Source organism: Streptomyces sp. PTY087I2 (assembly GCF_001687325.1).
GTDB lineage: Bacteria > Actinomycetota > Actinomycetes > Streptomycetales > Streptomycetaceae > Streptomyces.
This window is the reverse complement of the sequence record NZ_LZRD01000032.1, coordinates 14,330-32,722: the sequence shown is the minus strand read 5'-3', so window position 1 is coordinate 32,722 and position 18,393 is coordinate 14,330. Positions and strand designations below refer to the sequence as shown.

21 protein-coding genes are annotated in these 18,393 nt (G+C 71.1%); 13 read left to right on the top strand and 8 right to left on the bottom strand.

Annotation, left to right across the window (positions count from 1 at the left end):
- Positions 1-37: 37 nt before the first annotated feature.
- Positions 38-733: a pyridoxamine 5'-phosphate oxidase family protein gene (locus A3Q37_RS29620; RefSeq protein ID WP_065489143.1), complete on the top strand. Its 696-nt coding sequence runs from the start codon at positions 38-40 to the stop codon at positions 731-733.
- 93 nt (positions 734-826) lie between these two features.
- Here the strand turns inward: A3Q37_RS29620 and A3Q37_RS29615 are convergent, their stop codons facing one another.
- The 3 genes from A3Q37_RS29615 to A3Q37_RS29605 form a co-directional block, all read right to left on the bottom strand.
- The gene (locus A3Q37_RS29615; RefSeq protein ID WP_065489141.1) at positions 827-1,786 is read right to left on the bottom strand and encodes a DMT family transporter; all 960 of its coding nucleotides are present in this window, start codon (positions 1,784-1,786) and stop codon (positions 827-829) included.
- Between the two features lie 326 nt (positions 1,787-2,112).
- Positions 2,113-3,147 (bottom strand): DMT family transporter, encoded by a 1,035-nt coding sequence (locus tag A3Q37_RS29610; RefSeq protein WP_065489137.1) that lies wholly within the window; start codon positions 3,145-3,147, stop codon positions 2,113-2,115.
- An 86-nt stretch (positions 3,148-3,233) separates the two neighbouring features.
- Complete coding sequence (locus tag A3Q37_RS29605) at positions 3,234-3,776, bottom strand: Clp protease N-terminal domain-containing protein (protein ID WP_176711533.1); 543 nt, start codon at positions 3,774-3,776, stop codon at positions 3,234-3,236.
- Between the two features lie 246 nt (positions 3,777-4,022).
- Here A3Q37_RS29605 and A3Q37_RS29600 point away from each other — a divergent pair, with 246 nt between their 5' ends.
- Together A3Q37_RS29600 and A3Q37_RS29595 are read left to right on the top strand one after the other, a co-directional pair.
- Positions 4,023-4,217, top strand: coding sequence for a hypothetical protein (locus tag A3Q37_RS29600; protein WP_065489134.1), 195 nt, complete (start codon positions 4,023-4,025; stop codon positions 4,215-4,217).
- A gap of 79 nt (positions 4,218-4,296) precedes the next feature.
- Positions 4,297-4,728, top strand: a complete 432-nt coding sequence (locus tag A3Q37_RS29595; RefSeq protein WP_065489132.1) for an SRPBCC family protein — start codon at positions 4,297-4,299, stop codon at positions 4,726-4,728.
- Positions 4,729-4,836: 108 nt separating this feature from the next.
- Here A3Q37_RS29595 and A3Q37_RS29590 read toward each other — a convergent pair whose 3' ends face one another.
- Entirely contained in the window at positions 4,837-5,445 is a 609-nt protein-coding gene (locus tag A3Q37_RS29590) for a PadR family transcriptional regulator (protein WP_079138040.1), read from the bottom strand.
- 97 nt (positions 5,446-5,542) lie between these two features.
- On the opposite strand from A3Q37_RS29590, the gene A3Q37_RS29585 reads away from it, so the two are divergent.
- From A3Q37_RS29585 to A3Q37_RS29575, 3 genes are all read left to right on the top strand, one after another.
- Positions 5,543-5,953, top strand: coding sequence for an Imm10 family immunity protein (locus A3Q37_RS29585; protein WP_065489128.1), 411 nt, complete (start codon positions 5,543-5,545; stop codon positions 5,951-5,953).
- Between the two features lie 30 nt (positions 5,954-5,983).
- Entirely contained in the window at positions 5,984-6,418 is a 435-nt protein-coding gene (locus tag A3Q37_RS29580) for a GNAT family N-acetyltransferase (protein ID WP_065489125.1), read from the top strand.
- Between the two features lie 704 nt (positions 6,419-7,122).
- On the top strand, positions 7,123-8,241 hold the full coding sequence (locus tag A3Q37_RS29575; protein ID WP_065489122.1) for an NADAR family protein: 1,119 nt from the start codon (positions 7,123-7,125) through the stop codon (positions 8,239-8,241).
- A gap of 46 nt (positions 8,242-8,287) precedes the next feature.
- Here the strand turns inward: A3Q37_RS29575 and A3Q37_RS29570 are convergent, their stop codons facing one another.
- The gene (locus tag A3Q37_RS29570; protein WP_065489117.1) at positions 8,288-9,259 is read right to left on the bottom strand and encodes a YafY family protein; all 972 of its coding nucleotides are present in this window, start codon (positions 9,257-9,259) and stop codon (positions 8,288-8,290) included.
- 97 nt (positions 9,260-9,356) lie between these two features.
- On the opposite strand from A3Q37_RS29570, the gene A3Q37_RS29565 reads away from it, so the two are divergent.
- From A3Q37_RS29565 to A3Q37_RS29555, 3 genes are all read left to right on the top strand, one after another.
- Complete coding sequence (locus tag A3Q37_RS29565) at positions 9,357-9,752, top strand: RidA family protein (protein WP_065489115.1); 396 nt, start codon at positions 9,357-9,359, stop codon at positions 9,750-9,752.
- A gap of 285 nt (positions 9,753-10,037) precedes the next feature.
- Positions 10,038-10,301 (top strand): DUF6400 family protein, encoded by a 264-nt coding sequence (locus A3Q37_RS29560; protein WP_107471611.1) that lies wholly within the window; start codon positions 10,038-10,040, stop codon positions 10,299-10,301.
- Positions 10,285-10,539, top strand: coding sequence for a hypothetical protein (locus A3Q37_RS29555; RefSeq protein ID WP_065489114.1), 255 nt, complete (start codon positions 10,285-10,287; stop codon positions 10,537-10,539). Before A3Q37_RS29560 ends, A3Q37_RS29555 begins: the two co-directional genes overlap by 17 nt.
- Here A3Q37_RS29555 and A3Q37_RS29550 read toward each other — a convergent pair.
- On the bottom strand, positions 10,511-11,071 hold the full coding sequence (locus A3Q37_RS29550) for a dihydrofolate reductase family protein (protein WP_065489112.1): 561 nt from the start codon (positions 11,069-11,071) through the stop codon (positions 10,511-10,513). The genes A3Q37_RS29555 and A3Q37_RS29550 overlap by 29 nt on opposite strands.
- Positions 11,072-11,332: 261 nt before the next feature.
- On the opposite strand from A3Q37_RS29550, the gene A3Q37_RS29545 reads away from it, so the two are divergent.
- Complete coding sequence (locus A3Q37_RS29545) at positions 11,333-12,154, top strand: PhzF family phenazine biosynthesis protein (RefSeq protein WP_065489109.1); 822 nt, start codon at positions 11,333-11,335, stop codon at positions 12,152-12,154.
- 50 nt (positions 12,155-12,204) lie between these two features.
- Here the strand turns inward: A3Q37_RS29545 and A3Q37_RS29540 are convergent, their stop codons facing one another.
- The gene (locus A3Q37_RS29540; RefSeq protein WP_065489228.1) at positions 12,205-12,984 is read right to left on the bottom strand and encodes a CPBP family intramembrane glutamic endopeptidase; all 780 of its coding nucleotides are present in this window, start codon (positions 12,982-12,984) and stop codon (positions 12,205-12,207) included.
- 185 nt (positions 12,985-13,169) lie between these two features.
- Between A3Q37_RS29540 and A3Q37_RS29535 the strand changes: the two genes are divergently transcribed.
- Positions 13,170-14,963 carry a substrate-binding and VWA domain-containing protein gene (locus A3Q37_RS29535; RefSeq protein WP_255311980.1) on the top strand — a complete coding sequence of 598 codons (1,794 nt, stop codon included), beginning with the start codon at positions 13,170-13,172 and terminating at the stop codon, positions 14,961-14,963.
- Positions 14,964-15,236: 273 nt separating this feature from the next.
- Here the strand turns inward: A3Q37_RS29535 and A3Q37_RS29530 are convergent, their stop codons facing one another.
- Positions 15,237-16,742, bottom strand: coding sequence for a glutamate--cysteine ligase (locus A3Q37_RS29530; protein ID WP_065489103.1), 1,506 nt, complete (start codon positions 16,740-16,742; stop codon positions 15,237-15,239).
- 484 nt (positions 16,743-17,226) lie between these two features.
- Between A3Q37_RS29530 and A3Q37_RS29525 the strand changes: the two genes are divergently transcribed.
- On the top strand, positions 17,227-17,811 hold the full coding sequence (locus tag A3Q37_RS29525; RefSeq protein WP_006123068.1) for a hypothetical protein: 585 nt from the start codon (positions 17,227-17,229) through the stop codon (positions 17,809-17,811).
- Between the two features lie 335 nt (positions 17,812-18,146).
- Entirely contained in the window at positions 18,147-18,353 is a 207-nt protein-coding gene (locus A3Q37_RS29520; RefSeq protein ID WP_007452228.1) for a DUF5999 family protein, read from the top strand.
- Positions 18,354-18,393 lie beyond the last annotated feature (40 nt).

Here is an 18,393-nt window from a genome sequence, read left to right as displayed (position 1 = left end):
AAACAATATTATGCACTAGTGCAATGGAGTTCAGCAAATGCAGCACACCGCAACGCCCGACAGCGCGGGACAGGGCGTCGCCGCCCCCTACCTGCCCACCGACCGCACGATCCCCACCCGGGCCAAGGACCGCGCCTCCTACGACCGGGAGCTGGTCCACTCGATCCTCGACGAGGCCTACCTCTGCCATCTGGGCTTCGTACGCGACGGCGCCCCGGTCGTCCTGCCGACGCTCTTCGGCCGGATAGGCGAGCGGCTGTACGTCCACGGCTCGACGGGCTCGCGACCGCTGCGGGCGGCGAAGGGCGCGGATCCGGGGCTGCCGGTCTGCCTGACGGTCACCCATGTCGACGCCCTGGTGCTGGCCCGGTCGGCCTTCCACCACTCGATGAACTACCGCTCGGTGGTGGTGCACGGCAGGGCCGTGACGGTGACCGACCCCGAGGAGCTGCGGCTCGCGCTCGACGCGATCGTGGACCAGGTGGTGCCCGGCCGTTCCCAGGACTCGCGGCCCGCCAACGGCAAGGAGCTGGCCGCGACCGCGGTGATCCGGCTGGACCTGGACGAGGTGTCCGCGAAGGTCCGCACGGGCGGCCCCAACGACGAGCCCGAGGACGGCGCCCTCCCGCACTGGACCGGCATCGTGCCGCTCACCCGGGGCTACGCTCCGCCGGTCCCGGCGGACGACTTGGACCCGACGATCGGCGTACCGGACTACCTGTCGGCGCTCTGACGGAGGCGGAGGCCGGCCACCACAGGGGTGCGAGGCCTCCGCCGACGTCATCAGGGTCCGACAGCGCCCCTCATCAGGGGCCGGCAGGGACCGTCACACCGCCACGGGCGCATCCCGGCGAGCGACCGCCGCGCCGCGCGCCTCCGCGAGGGCCAGTCCGGCCACGGCGGTCAGCAGGAGCAGCGTGCCGAGGACCGTGGCCGCCGTGAGCCGCTCCCGCAGGACGGTCACCGCGATGACGGCCGCGCTCACCGGCTCCAGGAGCATGATCACGGAGACGGTGGCCGCCCGGACGACGGCGGCCCCGGCGAAGTACAGCGCGTACGCGAGGGCGGTGGGCACCGCCGCCACATAGACGAGCAGCCACAGCACCTGCCCGGTCTCGGCGGTGTGCGGCACCAGCCCCTCGGCCAGGGCCATGGGCAGCAGCCCCACCGCACCGATGCCGAACGCCCAGGCGCTGGTGGTCAGCGCGTCGCCGCCACCGCCGTCCCGCCCGAGCCACCGGGTGAGCAGGGTGATCGCCGCGTACCCGGAGGCGGACAGCAGCGCGAGCAGCACCCCGGCGGGTACGACGTCACCGCCCTCGCCGCCCAGGACCAGCACCGCGAGCCCGGTCAGCGCCCCGGTCACGGCGGCCAGGCCGCCCCTGCCGAGGCGTTCACCCAGCAGCAGGCGCGCCCCGACGGCGATCAGGACGGGCCCGGCGCCGAGCGTCACGACGGTGCCGACGGCGAGGCCGGTGACCTCGACCGCGGCGAAGTACGCGCTCTGGAACACGGTGAGTCCGATGCCGGTGCCGAGGATGCGGAGCAGCCGGCGACGCCGGGGTTCGGGCTCCCGGGGCGTACGGCGGGGACGGAGGGCGAGCGCCCCGGCGAGCAGGACGAGACCGCCCGCGCAGCGCCAGAAGGACAGGGCGAGGGGGCCGAGGTCGCTGACCCGGAAGATCAGGGACGCGGCCGCGCCGGCCGTGCCCCAAGCGACTCCGGCGACGACGAGATACAGCAGGCTCCGCCCGACGGGCAGCGCGGATACGGCAGGGAAGGACATATGACTTCTCCGACGGAAGACGAAGGCGTGGTGACGGTCGCTCGGCTCCGCACGCGGGCAGCGACGAACCGCTCGGGGACTGCCCGAGCCCGGTCTTCGTCAGGAGTGGCCGCGTGCGCCAGGGCCTCTCGTTTGGATCATGTCGGGCTCGCGGGCCCCGGCACGCGCACCTGCGGCGTTGTCGTCAATCACCAACGCTCCGCGTTGCCTCAATCCTCCGCCTTGCAGCTGCACGCACCGGGGCCCGCTCCCTGATCCGACCTGATCCAAACGAAAGGCCCTACGCAGCAGGCGGCGGCAGCACAGTCAGATGCATGGTCGGCACACTAATGCGGGGCCCGCCCGTGGGACAACTCGCCCTCGGCCGGCTCGGCCACCGCCCCGGTGCCGGCCCCGGCGGCGACCGGACCGGAGGGCGGCTTCGGTGCGGCGGACTGGGCGATGAACGCACCGGCCAGCACGACGCATCCGCCGATGAGCTGCGGCGCGGAGAGGTGCTCGCCGAGGAGCACCCAGGCCAGCCCGGTCGCGATGACCGCTTCGAGGCAGGCGACGACCCCGGCCACCTGCGGCGAGAGCATCCGGACCGAGACGACCCCGGTGACGTACGCGAGCACGGTGGCGAGCAGCACGATCCAGCCGAGCAGCAGCCAGGCGGGGACCTCGTTGCCGTTCATGCCCGCGCTGCCGCCGAGCAGCGCCCAGTCCATGCCCCAGGGGCGGGCGACGACGGTGAGGACGGCGGCGCCGACGATCAGTCCGTACGCGATGACGCCGACGGGGTGCGGGGGTTCGGCCTGCTCGCCGTCGCGGCCGGACCGGCCGTCCTGCCCGCCGTGGTCGGAGAGGACGAAGTACCCCACCTGGCAACAGGCGGCGCCGAGGGCGAGCAGCAGCCCGAGGAGGTCGAAGCTGAGCCCGGCCCAGACCTCGACGACGCACGCGAGTCCGCCGACGGCCAGCACCACGCCGACGGCGGCGGCCCGAGTGACGGGCCTGCGCTGCACGAAGCGGACCCAGCCGAGGACCAGCGCGGGCGCGAGATATTCGACCAGGAGCGCCACCCCGACGGGGATGCGGGAGATCGAGGCGAAGTAGAACGCCTGGACCCCGGCCACCGCGAAGAGGCCGAACCCGGCGAGCAGGGCGGGATGTTCCCGTACGAGATTCCGGTGGCGCCAGGCGACCGGCAGCATGATGACGGCGGCGCCCGCGACGCGCAGCCAGACCACGTGGAGCGGGTCGAGCCCCGCCTCGATCAGCGGCTTGGCCGCCACTCCCGAACCGCCGAACGCAAAGGCCGAGAGCAGGGCGAGCCCCAGCCCGGCGCTTCGGCCCTGAAACCTCGAAGACGCGTGCATCGGCACATCATGGCAGCAGTCGACAGGACCGTCACCCTCATGACACCTGTCGAGACGACGGCCTCGGGGGCGAGCACCACGGCGCCTCAGCCGCGCCGCGACTCCTCGGCCGCGAGCACGGCCACACGGTCGGCGAGCCACCGCGCGTCCACTCCCCCGCGGGCGAGCACTTCCACCGCGCGCGACTCGGCGTCGGCGGCCAGCGCGGCGAGCAGGTCGAGGCCGGCGGCCCGGTCGTCGCCGCGCGAGGCCGCGCGGTACAGCGCGTCGTCCATCGCGGCCAGCGCCGAGGGCGACCAGCCGTCGGCGGCCGGGTCGCGCACCACGGGAACGGCCCCGGAATCCTCCACGGAGCCCTGCCAGCGGAGCCCGTAACCGATGCTGCGCTGGACGAGATAGCCGAGCACCCTGGCCAGCTGCGGCCCGCCGTCGAAGGCCTCGCGGACCTCGGGATCCGTCTCGATCAGCGAGTGCAGAAGATGGGCGGTGTCGATCTGGCGGTCCCCGTCCCGCAGCGCACGCCTGCGCGCACCGGTCAGCACCGCTGCCAGTTCGTCGGTGAAACGGGCATCGAGTTCGGGGTGGTTCGGTGCGGGCTGCTCAGGGATCCGCGGCGTCCGGTTTTGCACCCCTCTACCCCATCAGTCCGGGAGCCGGAAGGCATCGCCGGAGCGACCCATTGGGCATCCCACCGAAGTTGGGGACGGCAGAGCGATCCGTCATCCTTGCGGATGAGATCGTGCCGGAGGGCACAACCATCGGACCTCCGGGGCGCGCGCCGCCTTGCATCGTGCGCCCCCGTGGCAACCGCGGACCCCCGCGCATACGTCCTTCACGCCGCAAGGCACACAGCAGGGACGGGAGGGGAGGAACGGGTGTTCTGGATGGTCGCCCTGCTGGCCCAGGACGGACTGCAATACGTCTACCGCGTGTACGCACCCGACGACGCCGTGCCCGCCGACCTCTTCTGGACAGCCTTCCACTGCCACGACGACGGCCCCCACCCCCGCGCGTCGGACCGCTTCGACGCGGCGGTGATCTGGCGGCACCGACAGCCGCAGCAGATCTGACGGTTCATCAGTATTGAATGTTGGCGAGGCCCCCACTACGTTCCGCGACACCGATACCGGACGAACCAGGGGTGGTCGCATGGCCGAAGTCAGCGCCGAGGCACGCATCGAGGCACCCGCCGAGAAGATCTGGGACCTCCTGACGGACTTCTCGTCGTACGGAGAGTGGAACGCCACCCACACCGGCTTCCCCGGGGGCGGCCCGGCCGAGCTGAAACTCGGGGCCACCTACGAGGAGAACATGAAGCTCATGGGCTTCCCGGCCGAGGTGACCTGGACGATCGACGCCCTGGAGCGGGGCCGCCTGCTGGCAACCCGGGGGAAGGGCCCGATGGGCGTCAACCTGGTCATGCGGTACGCCCTGACCCCGGAGGGCGACGGCACGACGGTGCGCATCGACGGGGAGTTCACCGGCGCGGCGGTCTCGCTGATGGGCGGCAAACTCACGGACTCGGCGACGGCGGCGCTCCAGGAGTCACTGCGCAAGCTGGGCAGCTTGGTCACGAGGTGACCAGGCCAGACGGGTAGACGAAATCCACACGCGAAGGACCCCGCGGATTCCATCCCGCGGGGCCCGACACGCACCATCCACCCTGCCGTACCACCTGCCGCGCACGGCTCAATGCTCGTCGGCAAGGATCAGGTAGAGCTTCTTGCGAGCGTCGTTGATCACGGTCAGCGCCTTCTCCCGCTGATCGGCGGAGCCGGTCTTCCAGACCTGCCCGAACGCCTCCATCAGACCGAACCCGGCCTGCCGGATCTCGTTCATGCTTTCCCAGTCGACACCACGCCCGGCCTCCTCCCAGGGAGCCTCGGGACCGGTCTCGGCCTCGCTCCGCCCGGATTCGGTGAGCGTGAACAGCTTCTTGCCGCCCTCGCTGGCACTGACGATCAGCCCTTCATCTTCCAGCAGCTGAAGCGTCGGATAGACGGAACCCGGGCTGGGCCGCCAGGCCCCGCCGCTGCGCTCGCCGATCTCCTGGATCATCTCGTACCCGTGCATCGGGCGGTCCTTCAGCAGAGCCAGGATCGAGGCCCGCACATCACCGCGCCGCGCCCGCCCCCGACCTCCAGCGGCACGGCCGCGCGGCCCTCCGAAGGGACCACCACCGAACGGCGGCCCGAACGGCCCGAAGGCGGCCCGCCGGCCGTCCCCCTCACCCCGACCGCGATGACCGGGCCCGTAGTGCCCCGGCCCGTGCTCGTATCCATGCCCATGTGAACGCATCGCTACGCTCCTTCCATCGTTGATCTGTCGCGATGCGTCAACGATATATCGGAAACTATCGGATGGCAAGGCCGCCCTGCGCTGATAGAACGCCGCCATGACGTACCGATTCACCGCCCGCGCCGCCAGAACCGAGATCGACCCCGACGGCTACTTCACCGAGGCAGCCCTTGCCGAGCGAGAGGACGGCAGCGGCTTCGTCCTGATGTTCATGGCGGGTGAGGACGAGCCCGACGACCAGGAGACAGCCCTCGGGATGGACACGCACTGCCTGGTCACAGCCGGCCAGGGGACCGCGTACGGCTGTGTGCGTGAAGCCGTTCTGACGGGCAACGTCCTCCATGTCTCACTGGACCCTGCCGCCCTGAAGGACCTGCGATTGGATGACAGCGAGATCGAGGCCGTCATCGAGGCACCACGCGAAGACGTCGCCCAGTTCCGCGAAGTCCTTGCCCAGGTACTCACCTACGGGCGCGCGGACGCCGTGCCCAGCCGCCTCACCGTCTGAGCCGATGCCTCAGCCGATAAGTTCCAGAGCATGAGTGTCGAGACTGAGGTCGTTCACGAGGCGACGGACGAATTGGTGGAGGCGTTCGCTCGCCTGCTTCCGCAGTTGTCGTCCAAGGCCAAGCCCCTGGACCATGAAGCAGTGGGGAGATTGACGGGTGCCAGTACCAACACGCTGCTGGCGGCCCGTGTCGAGGGCGTGATCGTCGGGATGTTGACGCTGGTGATGTCGCCCTTGCCGTCCGGCCTGCGGGCCCACATCGAGGACGTAGTGGTCGACACCGCCGCCCGTGGTCACGGGGTCGGCAAGGTCTTGATCGACAAAGCCCTTGTACTGGCAGCGGACGCAGGGGCGCGAACCGTCGACCTCACATCACGCCCTTCGCGCGAGGCCGCGAACCGCTTGTACGAGCGGGCGGGTTTTCAGCGGAGGGAGTCCGCTGTCTATCGAGTCACCCTGGACTGAAGCGCGACGCCGGCCTCTCCTGAGGCCGAGTCACCCCGCATTTCGGGCCGCCTTCCGAAGGCGGCCCGAAATGCGGGGCCCGATACGAATGGCCGGCCCAGGGATCCCCAGCTACGGCGAGGCTTGGAGCGCGGCTGAGACGTACTCATATCCGAGAAGACCGGGCCCGAGGCCGTCCCCAGCTGAATCCGAACTTTGCTGGCGATGTCGGCTCGTGAGTACCCGACTGCCCTGTCCAGGCGCAGCACGGTTGCGCCGCTCACCGGGGCTCAGCAGGTCTGCCCCGGGAGTGTCACGTACCGCCCCCTTCGCGTCGGCATCGTAAAGCCGAGCCAGGGTCGCCACTCCCTCCCGGGTTCCGGGCTGCACGAGCTGCGCACCGTGACACGTGCGCGGCCTTCAGCGTCCTCAGGTACTGACGGATGAGTGCCTGATAGAACTTCCGCTCTGTTCGGCTCGCCCCTGGCAGATCCGTGACCCAATCCGGACCGTCGTTCTCACGGCGTCTGAAGAGAGCCACATCGCCTCCCACCTTGAAGCTACCCGGGGGAGAGTGCTCGACCATGGAAGCAGCCGAGGGCCGGCCTCGGCGACGCGTCAGGCCAAAGGGCCTCGAGCCGGGGGAAGCCAGACGATCAGGCCCGGCCCAGGATCGCAGGAGAAAATCAAGGCCCGCCCGGCGGCCCCTGCGGCACAATCGCGGGATGATCGGCAGACGGATCACCTATCGCATCGCGGACGGCGTCCGCATACCCGGAACCTGGCGGCACGCCTTCATCCGCAACGGCAGGTACTTCCTCACCGACCTCTTCATCTACGCCGACGGACTCATCGACTGCTGGGGCCTGGTCACGATCGAGGAGTTCGAGGAGAAGCTGCGGACCGGCTGGGTGGCCACCACCCTCCCGGACGGCGCCGAGGCATCCGCGCACCATCTGGCGACCTGGAAGTTCGGCGAGCCGCGGAGTCGGCTCACCCCGGAACTGGTCATCGCCGAAGTCCGCGACACCATCGACCAGTTGAACGACCGGCCCGACTCGACCGGCCGCTGCCTGGCCGCCGTCGACGTCTTCCTCGCGGACCGGACCGAGGAGAACCGAGCCGCGGCGGAGGCCGCCTTCCTCGCCGTCCCGGCCTCGCGGCGCCGCTACGCGCTGGGCGACATGGACAGCAAGGACTGGCCGCTGCGCGTGCTGGTGGCCGGGCCCGGCGGCCGGACCTACCTGCCGAACGACCCCCCGGTCTCGCAGGAGAGTTACGACAGGGCCCTCGCGTACTTCGAGGAGCGCGCCCACTGGAGGCGGGAGCACGACAAGCGCGTCCCGGCGGACGGGCCGGCAGTTCCGCACGCCCCCGCGATCCAGCTCTACGAGTCGTATCCGAACAAGCCGGTGGCCGATCCCGGCCACCGCGGACTGCGCAACGACTACCCCGCCCCCATCACCGTCGGGGAAGTCCTCCACCCCTCCGTCGCCCACGCCTACTGGGCTCTGTCGGTCGCGCAGCCGGAGATCAGCAGCGCGATCACCGCGGCGGACACCGCTGCCGCGGCACGAAAGCTCGCGGCCGCGGCACCCCGCCGCGAGGGCTGGGAGCACAGCCGCGCCGCCGTCATGACCGGCCTGCTCCGCGCCAAGTACGACCAGCATCCCGAGCTGGCCGAGATCCTGCTGGCGACGGACGACGCCACTCTGATCTACGACGACATGGAGTCGGCCTTCTGGGGCGACAACGCCGGCCGCGGCCGCAACTGGACCGGCCGTCTCCTCGAACTCGTCCGCTCCGAACTGCACCTGCGGCGAAACGGGATCCCCGGACTGTGACCGGGCAGACCGGGCCCGCGGGGGACGCCGGTGAGTGCCGCCTCCCTCAGGGCGCGTCCCCGTAGCGGGCCACGATCGTGGCCGCCCGGTCGCGCAGGGCGCTGCGCAAGGACTGCGGTGCCAGGGCTTCCGCGTCCGTACCGAGCTGCCACAGCGCCCATTCGGCATGCCGGGCGTCCTGGAAAGTGACCTCCAGCCGCGACCAGCCGTCCGCTTCGAGTCCCTCCGCGCGGACGGCCCGCACGGTGCCCAGCAGCTCCTCCCGTCGCAGCGGGCTCACTCGCACCAGCGCGGTGATGTGGTCGTCGGAGAGGAACCGCGCGGAACGTTCCCGCCAGATCCGGTCCAGGTCGACGCGGTCCGGCCGCTCCGCCGCCTCGGGCAGTTCCTCGGCCGCCAGCACGCGCGACAGCCGGTAGGTGCGGTCCTCGCCGGATCGCGTGGCCAGCAGATAGCCCCGGTCCCGTACGGTCACCAGGCCGATCGGGTCCACCGTGCGCCACTGCGGTGCCCGGCCCGTGGCCGCGTAGTGGATACGCAGCTTGTGCCCGGCGAGCACGGAGCGGCGGACCGCCATCATGGTGGCGTCGGGCACCTCGTCGGTGACCGTGCGGCGGGAGAGCAGATCGGTCTCCGGGTCGACGAGGAACCGCTGGGCCGCGTCGCCCGCGGCGGTCTGATGGCTCTCGGGCAGCGCGTCGACCACCTTCCGCATGGCCGAGGCGAGCGCCGACCCGAGCCCGAACACCTGCTCCCCACGCCCCGATCCGGCGGCCAGCAGGGCGAGGGCCTCGTCGTGGTTCAGCCCGGTGAGCTCGGTCCGGAAGCCGGGCAGCAGCGCGAACCCGCCGTGCCGGCCGCGTTCGGCGTAGACCGGGACACCGGCCGAGGACAGCGCCTCGATGTCACGCAGCACCGTGCGGGTGGACACCTCCAGCTCGCGGGCCAGGGTGTCGGCGGTCAGCCGGCCGCGCTGCCGCAACAGCAGGACCAGCGAGACCAGTCGGTCGGCGCGCATGCGGGAACCCTAGCCAAATACCTGACCAAGGGTGTCGTCATTGGTTGGAAGGCTCCCCTCGTACCTTCTCGGTCGAACGAACGGAGCTGAAGTGGCAGTGGAACGAACGGCCGTCAACCCGGTGACCTGGTCCGTCGACCTGGGCTTCAACCAGGGCGAACTCGTCTCCGGGCAGTCCCGGACCCTGTACATCGCGGGGCAGACCGCGACGGGCGACGACGGCAAGCCCCGGCACGACGGTGACATGGCGGCCCAGTTGGCGCTGAGCGTCGACAATCTGGAGGCCGTCCTGAGCGAGGCCGGTATGTCTCTCGCGAACCTCGTCCGGCTCAACGTCTGCACGACCGACGTCGATCTGCTCCTCCAGCACTACGGCACGCTGGCGGGACGGCTGGGCGCGGCCGGGGTGGCACCGGCCAGCACCATGCTCGGGGTGGCACGGCTGGCGGTCCCCGGGCTGATGGTCGAGCTGGAGGGCACCGCCGTCGCCTGACGCGGCCTCGTCGCCGGTCCGGCACGGGCAGGGCCGGACCGGCGGACGCGACGCCTATGACGTGTGCCACAGGACCGCGCCCGGCCCGGACCGCCGTCGGCGCCCCCGTACGGACAACCCCCGGCGCGCCCCCGCCAGTCCGTCGGACACCGCCCTGGGAAGGCGCGTCCGAACCACCGCCAGGCGACTTAGGTCACCCTTCCCTGCCGCGGCGGAGGCCTGGTACAGATGGTGAGGATTGCCCGCACCCCCGCACCCCCGCACCCCCGCACCGGAAGCACAGCCATGAACACACCCCTGAGCCAGGACGGGACAGCCGAGCTCACCCCCTTCACCATCGACCTGACCTTCGAGGAAGCCCGGCGGCGGGCCGAGGTCGTCGCCGCGCTGGGGCCCGACTGGGATCCGGTGGCCGCCCTCCGCAGCGAGAACGAGGCCTACGCCCTGCTCTACTCGGGCCTGGACGCCGAGCAGCAGCGCACCTACGACCGGCTCGTGGCCGCCGGTGTTCTGCCGGACGAGGATCCCGGCCGTGCGGCTGCCCATTGATCCGCAGGCGGACATCGCCCGCCGCGCCTGGGTGACCTGCCCGGCCTGCGACGACGCCCGCCACTGCGCGACCTGCGCGGACCGCCGTACCTGCGGCGAGCACTGGCGCTACCTGATCGCCAACGACGGCCCGGTCCTGCACCTCCAGTGCCCCGGCTGTACGCACACCTGGTCGCTGGACACCCGGCCGGGCAGTACGCCGGTCGCCCTCAGGCCGGGGCGTACCGCTGCAAAGTGATCCCGCTGCGAAAGGCCCTCGACTCCAGGAGTCGCAGGCGCGGGACCTCGTACTTCTCCGGGAAGAGCCGGCGGCCGCGGCCCTGGACGGCCGGATAGACGAAGAGGCGGTACTCGTCGACCAGACCGGCCGTGATCAGAGCGTGCGCCAGAGTGATGCTGCCGGTGAGCACGATGTCCTTGCCGCTCTCCTCCTTCAGCCGGCGGACCTCCTCGACGGGGTCGCCCCTCAGGACCGTCGAGTTCTGCCAGCCGGGGTCGGTGAGGGTGGAGGAGACGACGTACTTGGCCACCCGGTCGAGGTAGGCAGTGATACCCGTGGCGTCATCGGTCTGAAGCGGCCAGTAGCCGCGGAAGTCCTCGAACGTCCGCCGCCCTAGAAGCAGCGCGTCGGCACGGTCGTCCTGCCGGTGGCTCTCCTCCAGGACGTCGCTCATGTCCGCGCCCGCCTGGCCCTGCGGGTCGAACCAGTCCGTGATCATTTCGACCGAGCCGTCGACGGTGATGTTCTGGGTGATCGCGAAAGTGCGCATGCCGCTCTCTTCCGTACGGGACACGTACGCCCTACTGGACGCGTACGTTCCCTACTCGACGCGTACGTTCTCCTCCTGGTGACTCCTCCGGGTCCGAGGATTCATCGGTGAGCGGCGAACCCGGCGGACGCGGCCGCTCCGGCCGCAAGAAGCACAGGGAGCGACATGGACGGGCAGGCAGACAGGCAGGCAGGCAGGCAGGAGCCAGACACCCCGAATTGGCCTTGGCCGGTCCCCGTTCCGGCGTTCTACGGTCGGCGCATGAGGATTCGCATCGTCGACGCGTTCACCGACCGCCCCTTCTCCGGCAACCCCGCCGGTGTGCTCCTGCTGGAGGGCGGCGCGTTCCCGGCCGCCGAGCGCCTTCAGGAGATCGCCGCCGAGGTCAACCTCTCCGAGACGGCCTTCGCCCACCCGCTGCCCCCGGGCGGCGCGGCCGACTGGGCGCTGCGCTGGTTCACGCCGGTCGCCGAGGTCGACATGTGCGGGCACGCGACGCTCGCCACCGCCCACGTCCTGCACACCACGGGCCTGGCCACCGGCCCGGTGCGCTTCACCGCGCGCTGCGGGATCCTGAGCGCGACCGCCCACCCGGACGGCTCCCTCACCCTCGACTTCCCCACCGCCCCGCTGTCCGAGGAGCCGGTGCCGTACGGGCTCGCCGACGCCCTCGGGGCCGACCCCGTCTCGGTGCACGACACCGGCGAGCACATCGGTGACCTGCTCGTCGAGCTCCGCGACGAGGCGGCCGTACGGGCGCTCGCCCCGGACTTCGCCGCCCTGACGGCCCACTCCCGGCGCGGCGTCATCGCCACCGCCGCGGCCGAGGACCCCTCCCGGGGGTACGACTACGTCTCGCGCGGCTTCTTCCCGGGCGTCGGCATCGACGAGGACCCGGTCACCGGCAGCGCCCACACCGCGCTGGCCCCCTTCTGGTCGGCCCGCCTCGGCCGCGACGACCTCACCGGCCTCCAGGCGTCCGCCCGCTCGGGGCTGGTCCGTACCGCGCTGCGCGGTGACCGCACCCTGCTGACCGGCGCCGCGGTCACCGTGATCGACGGCGAACTGCTCACCGCCTTCTGAGCCCGGGAACCATCTGAACCGCGGAACCTTCTGCCCCGCGGAACAGGCCCCTAAGGCGTCGGCAGCCAGTCCACCCGGCCCGCGAGCAGCGCGTATCCGACGAACGCCCCGATGTCCAGGAGCGCGTGCGCGACGACCAGCGGGCCCACCCGGCCCCAGCGCCGGTAGAGCAGCACGAAGACGACGCCCATCACCACGTTGCCGATGAAGCCGCCGATCCCCTGATACAGGTGGTAGGACCCGCGCAGTACGGAGCTGGCCACCAGGGCGGCCATCGGTGTCCAGCCCAACTGGCCGAGCCTGCGCAGCAGATACCCGACGACGATGACCTCCTCCACCACGGAGTTCTGGATCGCCGAGAGGATCAGTACGGGGAACTTCCACCAGACGTCGGGCAGGGACTCGGGAACGACCGTCAGGTTGAACCCGCTGGCGCGGGCCACAAGGTAGAAGGCGAGACCGGCGCTGCCGATACCGGCCGCGACCAGGGTTCCCCGGCCGAGGTCGAACCAGGGCCTGGTCCGGTCGAAGCCGATGGCCCGCAGGCCCGCCCCCTCCCGGATCAGCAGATGCGCGACCAGCGCGACCGGCACCAGAGCCGTTGCGATCCCGAACATTTGCCACGCCAGATCAAGCCATGGACGGCCCGGAGCGTACGAGCCGTTGAGCGTCGCCGCCTGGTCCTTCAATCCTCCCGGTTTCGTCAGGGATCCGACAAAACTGATGAGGGACGACAGTGCGCTGGCGCCCAGGGAGAGCGCCAGGACCAGCACCACCTCGGACCGCAAGATCCTTCGTGACACGGCCTCTTGGGGATAAGAATCAGCCACGCGCCCGGCCTCCACCTGCACACCTGCCTTTTGTTCTGCAATCGCGTCTCATCCCACCGACCGTCCCGCTAGGGTCTCGAATACAGGTACGAAGATCATGCGCGACAGGCCGGGGGACGACCACCATCGCTGATGGTCGGGTCCCCCTTTTCCTTGTTTGATCCTCAAGGAGGGGTACCACCGACATGGGACGTCATAGCTTGCCCGACAGCCACGCGGCGGAAGGACGCCGGGGCCACCCGAGCACCCGGCGCCGGCGTCGTACGGTCGCCATCGCCACCCTGCTCGTCCTCGCCGTGGCGACGGGAACGGCTGTCGCGGTCAAGGGCGGCCTGTTGTCGTTCTCCGAGTCCTGCGAGGACTCCGCGGTGCATCTGTCCGTGGCCGCGTCCCCGGACATCGCCCCCGCCGTACGTTCCATAGCCGAGCGGGCCGCCGCGGACGAGGTGAAGGCGGACGGCCACTGCCTCGCCGTGGAGGTGCTGGCCCGCGATTCCCACAAGGTCGCCGAGGTCCTCGCGGCAGGGGACACCGATCCCGGCTTCCAGGTCTGGCTGCCCGACTCGGACCTGTGGCTGGAGCGGGCGAAGGGGCTCGGCGACGGCACCCCCGTCTCGCCGTCCGACTCGGTGGCCTCCTCCCCCGTGGCCCTGGCCATGGTGCCGTCCGCCTCGCGGGCCCTGGGCTGGCCCCGGAAGACATACACCTGGGCCGAGTTGGTGGCCGCGACGCTCGGCTCGGACCGGGTACGCCTCGGCGCCGCCGACCCGGCGCGCAGCGCCACCGGGCTGCTGGCGCTCGCCGGCATCGGCGCCTCGTCGGCACGGCAGGGCGGGGACAGCGACACCCGGGTCGCCCAGACCGCGAAGGTGCTCGCCGAGCGGATGTCGGACGGCGACGCACAGGTGCTGGAGACCCTGGCGCGGAGCACGTCCGGGGCCGAGGAGGGCAACCCGAAGCGCAACCAGGCGGTCCTGATCTCCGAGCAGGCGGCCTTCGCGCACAACGCGGAGGCGACCGGCGCAGGCAAGCTCGACCTCTTCTACCCGGAAGACGGCACTCCGCTGCTGGACTACCCGTACACGCTGGTGAACGAGCCACGGCTGAGCACCGCGGAGTCCCGCGCGGCCCTGCGCTTCATGAACCTGCTGGGCGACCGGGAGGCCCGGGCCACGTTCGCCGAGCACGGGTTCCGGGCCGGTGACGGCAGCGCGGAGGACTCCCTCGTCGCGGCGGCCGGCGGCAGGAAGCCCCAGCCGTACGCGGAACCGGCGGCCGAAGCGCCCTCGGCCAAGGAGCTCCAGGAGACGCTGGGCATGTGGACGATCACCGTGCAGAGCGCGCGGCTGACCACGGTGGTCGACGCCTCCGGCTCGATGGCTACGCTCGTGCCGGGGCGGAACCAGTCCCGGATGGACGTCACCAAGGAGTCGCTGATCCAGGCGCTGGACCAGTTCACGCCCAACGACGAGATCGGGCTGTGGGAGTTCGCCACCACGCTGGACGGCGAGAAGGACTACCGGCGGCTCATGGAGACGAAGCGGCTCGGCGACCGGGCCCCGGGCGGCGGGACGCACCGGGAGAAGCTCACGGCCGCGTTCACGGGGCTTCAGCCGGTGCCCGGCGGTGCGACGGGGCTGTACGACACGACGCTGGCCTCGTACAAGGAGGCCCGGTCGACGTATGTGAAGGGGAAGTTCAACGCCCTGGTGATCCTCACCGACGGCTCCAACCAGGACACGAACGGCATCTCGCGCAGCGGGCTCATCACGGAGCTGAAGAAGCTCGTCGACCCGGAGCGCCCCGTCCCGGTCATCGCCATCGCGGTGGGCCCGGACGCGGACCGCGAGGAGGTCGCCGAGATCGCCCGGATCACCGGCGGCGACGGCTACGAGGTGAGCGACCCGGCGGAGATCCAGGCGGTGATCCTCCAGGCCATCATGGCAGCGGGCCAGAACGGCCGCGCCGCCCAGGAGTGAGGCATCCGGACCGGCCATGCCACCCAGGAGTGAGGCCCCGGACCGGCCGTGGCGCACCGGAGAGACGAGCCCGCAGCCCGCAGCCCACACCGGAGCGACTGGCCCGGAGGCCTGACCAGAGCACCGGACCCGACCCACCGCACCGCGCCGCCCAGGCGCCACGGGCCCACAAGCCGCCCCGCCCGCCCAAGAGCAACGGACCCACAAGCCCCACCGCGCCGCTAGGAGTGACGGGCCCACAGGCCACGGACCCGTCACCGCCCCTGCCGCCCCTCAGGGCGCCGGGAACCCCACCGGCCAGGTGTGCACCGGCTCCCCCGCGTGCATCAGCTCGGCGTAGCGCCGCGTGGTGGCCGCGAGGGCCGCGTCCCGACCGAGCCCGGCGTCCAGGGCCCGGCGGTACGTGGCGACCTGCCAGGAGGCCCCGTTGACGCGCCGCCTGCACCGCTCCTCGATCACGCCGAGGTAGTGGTCCCGGTCCGCGGGCTCGATGTGCCAGGCGTCCAGTCCCGCGGCGGCCAGCGGCAGCAGCTCCTCCAGGACCAGCTGTACGGCGGGGATCCTGGCCAGTCCGCCGGAGCGGCCCGACCGGGGCCAGAGCATCTCGGCCTCGATGCCGTGCCGGCAGGCCTCGGTGAAATTCTCCTCGGCGGCCTCGAACGGCAGCCGGCTCCACACCGGCCGGGACTCCTCGGCGAGCGCCCGCACGAGCCCGTAGTAGAACGCGGCGTTGGCGATCACGTCGGTGACCGTCGGCCCGGCGGGCAGGACGCGGTTCTCCACCCGCAGATGGGGAATGCCGTCGGCGATCCCGTACACCGGGCGGTTCCAGCGGTAGACGGTGCCGTTGTGCAGCACCAGCTCGCCCAGCTCGGGCACCCCGCCCCCGTCCAGCACCTCCAGGGGGTCCTCGTCGTCGCAGATCGGCAGCAGCGGCGGGAAGTACCGCAGGTTCTCCTCGAACAGCTCGTGCGCGGAGCCGATCCAGCGCTCCCCGAACCAGGTCCTGGGGCGCACGCCCTGGTTCGCCAGCTCCGGCGGCCGTACGTCGGTGGCCTGCTGGAACAGGGGCGGCCGGGACTCGCGCCACAGCTCCTTCCCGAACAGGAACGGGGCGTTGGCGCCCAGCGCGATCTGGACACCGGTGATCGCCTGCGCGGCGTTCCAGACGTCGGCGAACCGGGCCGGCGTCACCTGGAGATGCAGCTGGACCGAGGTGCAGGCCGATTCCGGGGCGATCGAGGGCGAGGTGCAGACCAATCGCTCGACGCCTTCGATATCCAGGGCGAAATCCTCCCCCCGGGCGGCCGCCATTTGGTCGTTGAGCAGGGTGTAGCGGTCCACGTCCGAGAGATTCGCGGACACCACGTCGTGCTCACCGAGGGTGGGCAGGATTCCGATCATCACGATCCCCGCGTCCACCTCCCCCGCCTTCCGGTGCGCATAGGCGAGGCCGGTCCGCAACTCCTCCGAGAGCTGATCGAATACCCGGCCGCCGAGGCGGTGCGGGAGGATATTCACTTCGAGATTGAACATCCCCAGTTCGGTCTGGAAATCCCGGCTCGCGATGCGCTGGAGCACTTGCTGATTCATCATCCGGGGCATCCCGTCGGAACCCGCGAGATTCAGCTCTATCTCCAGCCCCATCAGGTTCCGCGGACGGTCGAACCTCCGCTCCTCCAGCAGCCTCCCCAGCCCCTCCAGGCACCGGTTGAGCTTCGTCCGGTACGCCTGTCGATCGGACAGGTCAACGGCTCCCGCCACGACCTTCTCCCCCATCGAGGGGTCCCTCCTCCAGTGGGCGGCCCGCGGCCCAGGCCGCTCGCATCACGATCGATAATGCCCAGCGAGAGTGATCCGTAACGCCCCCACGGGCCTCCGATACCCGATAGTCTGGTTGCAGGAGACCGGGGGCACATTCCCACGGCATGCGGCACGGGGCATTTTCGGCTGGATCATGCGTGGTGAAAACACCGACGAGTTTCGGCCGTCCGTGCAACCGGAAGGTTGCCAGGTCGGCGCCGACCGCAGCCGATCAAATGCGCAGGAATACCGCGATTCGAAGGCCGGATGACGCCTTGCGTGGCATATCCCCGACTGCTAGCGGAAACACTGTGTGAACACGCGTCATATAAACTCCGCTCAACGAGGCAGAGAGTTGATACGACTCGCCCGTCACCGGCCTCCTCTGGCCCGCACGCCGACAGCGCCGTCTGCACCCGCCCAAGCTCCACCGTGTCTCCGAAGTGAGAGGCGACCCACTATGCCGCTGCATGTTCCCTCGGCTCCCGCGCCCGCCCTGCGCAGCGTTCTCGCGGCCCTCGGTTCTCCCACCGCCGTCCGCGAAGCCCGAACCTCCGCTCTCCGGTCCGTCCAGGGACCGCTGAGCCCCGAACTCCCGCTTCCCGTGCATGTGCTGGACCGGATCGCCCCCACCGGGGCGGCGCCGCTTACCCGCCTGGCGGCCTGGCGTTTCCTGATCCGGAGCGAGGGCCGCGCGGTCGCCGCGGCGGACACCGTGCTCACCCCCGACGGCTGGACGTTCTCGCACTTCTTCGAGGGCCCCTACCTCGCCTCGACCGAGCTGGCCGTCCGGCAGGCGGAGGCCTCGGCCACCGGGTGCCAGGCGCGGCTGCTGTCCATCCCGGAGCTGTACATGCTCACCCTGTGGCTGCACGGCGACACCGAGGCCGATCCCTCCGGCGGGGTGCTCGCGCCCACGGACGTGCTGGTGCCCCTGGCGCCGGCCCCGCCGGGCATCGCCGCCCACCGCCCGCACCGGGTCGCCGATCTGCTGCCCGTCATCTCGCTGCGGGTGGCCCCGGGGCCGCTCCTCAGCTCGGCCTGACCGACGCCGGCCCGGTCCGGCCACAGCGCCCCCGTGGCGACCCCGATCCGCCCTCCGCACGCCGGGCGACGGAAGGGGTCACCGCGGGGGCGCTGTGCTGCCCATTCGGACTAGCCCCATCCGGCCACCCCGAACCACCCAAAGGGACAGTGCAGTTGCGGTGAACCGTCCGCGCGGGTGATGCGTCATGGGAGGAGTACGGGTGCTGTAGCGAAATCCCTGCGGATCCTTCCCCGTAGGGCAACACTGGGACCGGACCGACTGATACGGGGGCGGCCATGAACGAACCATCCAGCCGCAGGACACTCGACTCGACGCAGCGAAAGAACCCATCCATGTGCCAGCACCAGCCACCCTGCCCCACCGCTGATTCGCCCGACCGGGAGGCCGCCCGTCTGACGGCCCACCACCCCGAACAGGGATGGAGCCTCCTGTGCAACGGCGTCCTGCTCTTCGAGGACACCGGCGAACTGCTGCCCGACGGGCAGATCATCGCCCCGCACCGGCCGCTGGCAGCCGGCCGCGTGGTGAAGGCCGCCTGAGAGCGGCCGTACGAAAGAAGCCGTACGAAAAAGCCGTACG

Bases quoted from the DNA above. Each gene is read 5' to 3' on its own strand.
- A3Q37_RS29535 (WP_255311980.1), top strand. From the start codon at position 13,170: ATGGGACGTCATAGCTTGCCCGACAGCCACGCGGCGGAAGGACGCCGG.
- A3Q37_RS29615 (WP_065489141.1), bottom strand. From the start codon at position 1,786: ATGTCCTTCCCTGCCGTATCCGCGCTGCCCGTCGGGCGGAGCCTGCTG.
- A3Q37_RS29525 (WP_006123068.1), top strand. From the start codon at position 17,227: ATGCCGCTGCATGTTCCCTCGGCTCCCGCGCCCGCCCTGCGCAGCGTT.
- A3Q37_RS29550 (WP_065489112.1), bottom strand. From the start codon at position 11,071: ATGCGCACTTTCGCGATCACCCAGAACATCACCGTCGACGGCTCGGTC.
- A3Q37_RS29520 (WP_007452228.1), top strand. From the start codon at position 18,147: ATGTGCCAGCACCAGCCACCCTGCCCCACCGCTGATTCGCCCGACCGG.
- A3Q37_RS29580 (WP_065489125.1), top strand. From the start codon at position 5,984: ATGAGTGTCGAGACTGAGGTCGTTCACGAGGCGACGGACGAATTGGTG.
- A3Q37_RS29610 (WP_065489137.1), bottom strand. From the start codon at position 3,147: ATGCACGCGTCTTCGAGGTTTCAGGGCCGAAGCGCCGGGCTGGGGCTC.
- A3Q37_RS29590 (WP_079138040.1), bottom strand. From the start codon at position 5,445: ATGCGTTCACATGGGCATGGATACGAGCACGGGCCGGGGCACTACGGG.
- A3Q37_RS29560 (WP_107471611.1), top strand. From the start codon at position 10,038: ATGAACACACCCCTGAGCCAGGACGGGACAGCCGAGCTCACCCCCTTC.
- A3Q37_RS29570 (WP_065489117.1), bottom strand. From the start codon at position 9,259: ATGCGCGCCGACCGACTGGTCTCGCTGGTCCTGCTGTTGCGGCAGCGC.
- A3Q37_RS29585 (WP_065489128.1), top strand. From the start codon at position 5,543: ATGACGTACCGATTCACCGCCCGCGCCGCCAGAACCGAGATCGACCCC.
- A3Q37_RS29620 (WP_065489143.1), top strand. From the start codon at position 38: ATGCAGCACACCGCAACGCCCGACAGCGCGGGACAGGGCGTCGCCGCC.
- A3Q37_RS29595 (WP_065489132.1), top strand. From the start codon at position 4,297: ATGGCCGAAGTCAGCGCCGAGGCACGCATCGAGGCACCCGCCGAGAAG.
- A3Q37_RS29530 (WP_065489103.1), bottom strand. From the start codon at position 16,742: ATGGGGGAGAAGGTCGTGGCGGGAGCCGTTGACCTGTCCGATCGACAG.
- A3Q37_RS29575 (WP_065489122.1), top strand. From the start codon at position 7,123: ATGATCGGCAGACGGATCACCTATCGCATCGCGGACGGCGTCCGCATA.
- A3Q37_RS29545 (WP_065489109.1), top strand. From the start codon at position 11,333: ATGAGGATTCGCATCGTCGACGCGTTCACCGACCGCCCCTTCTCCGGC.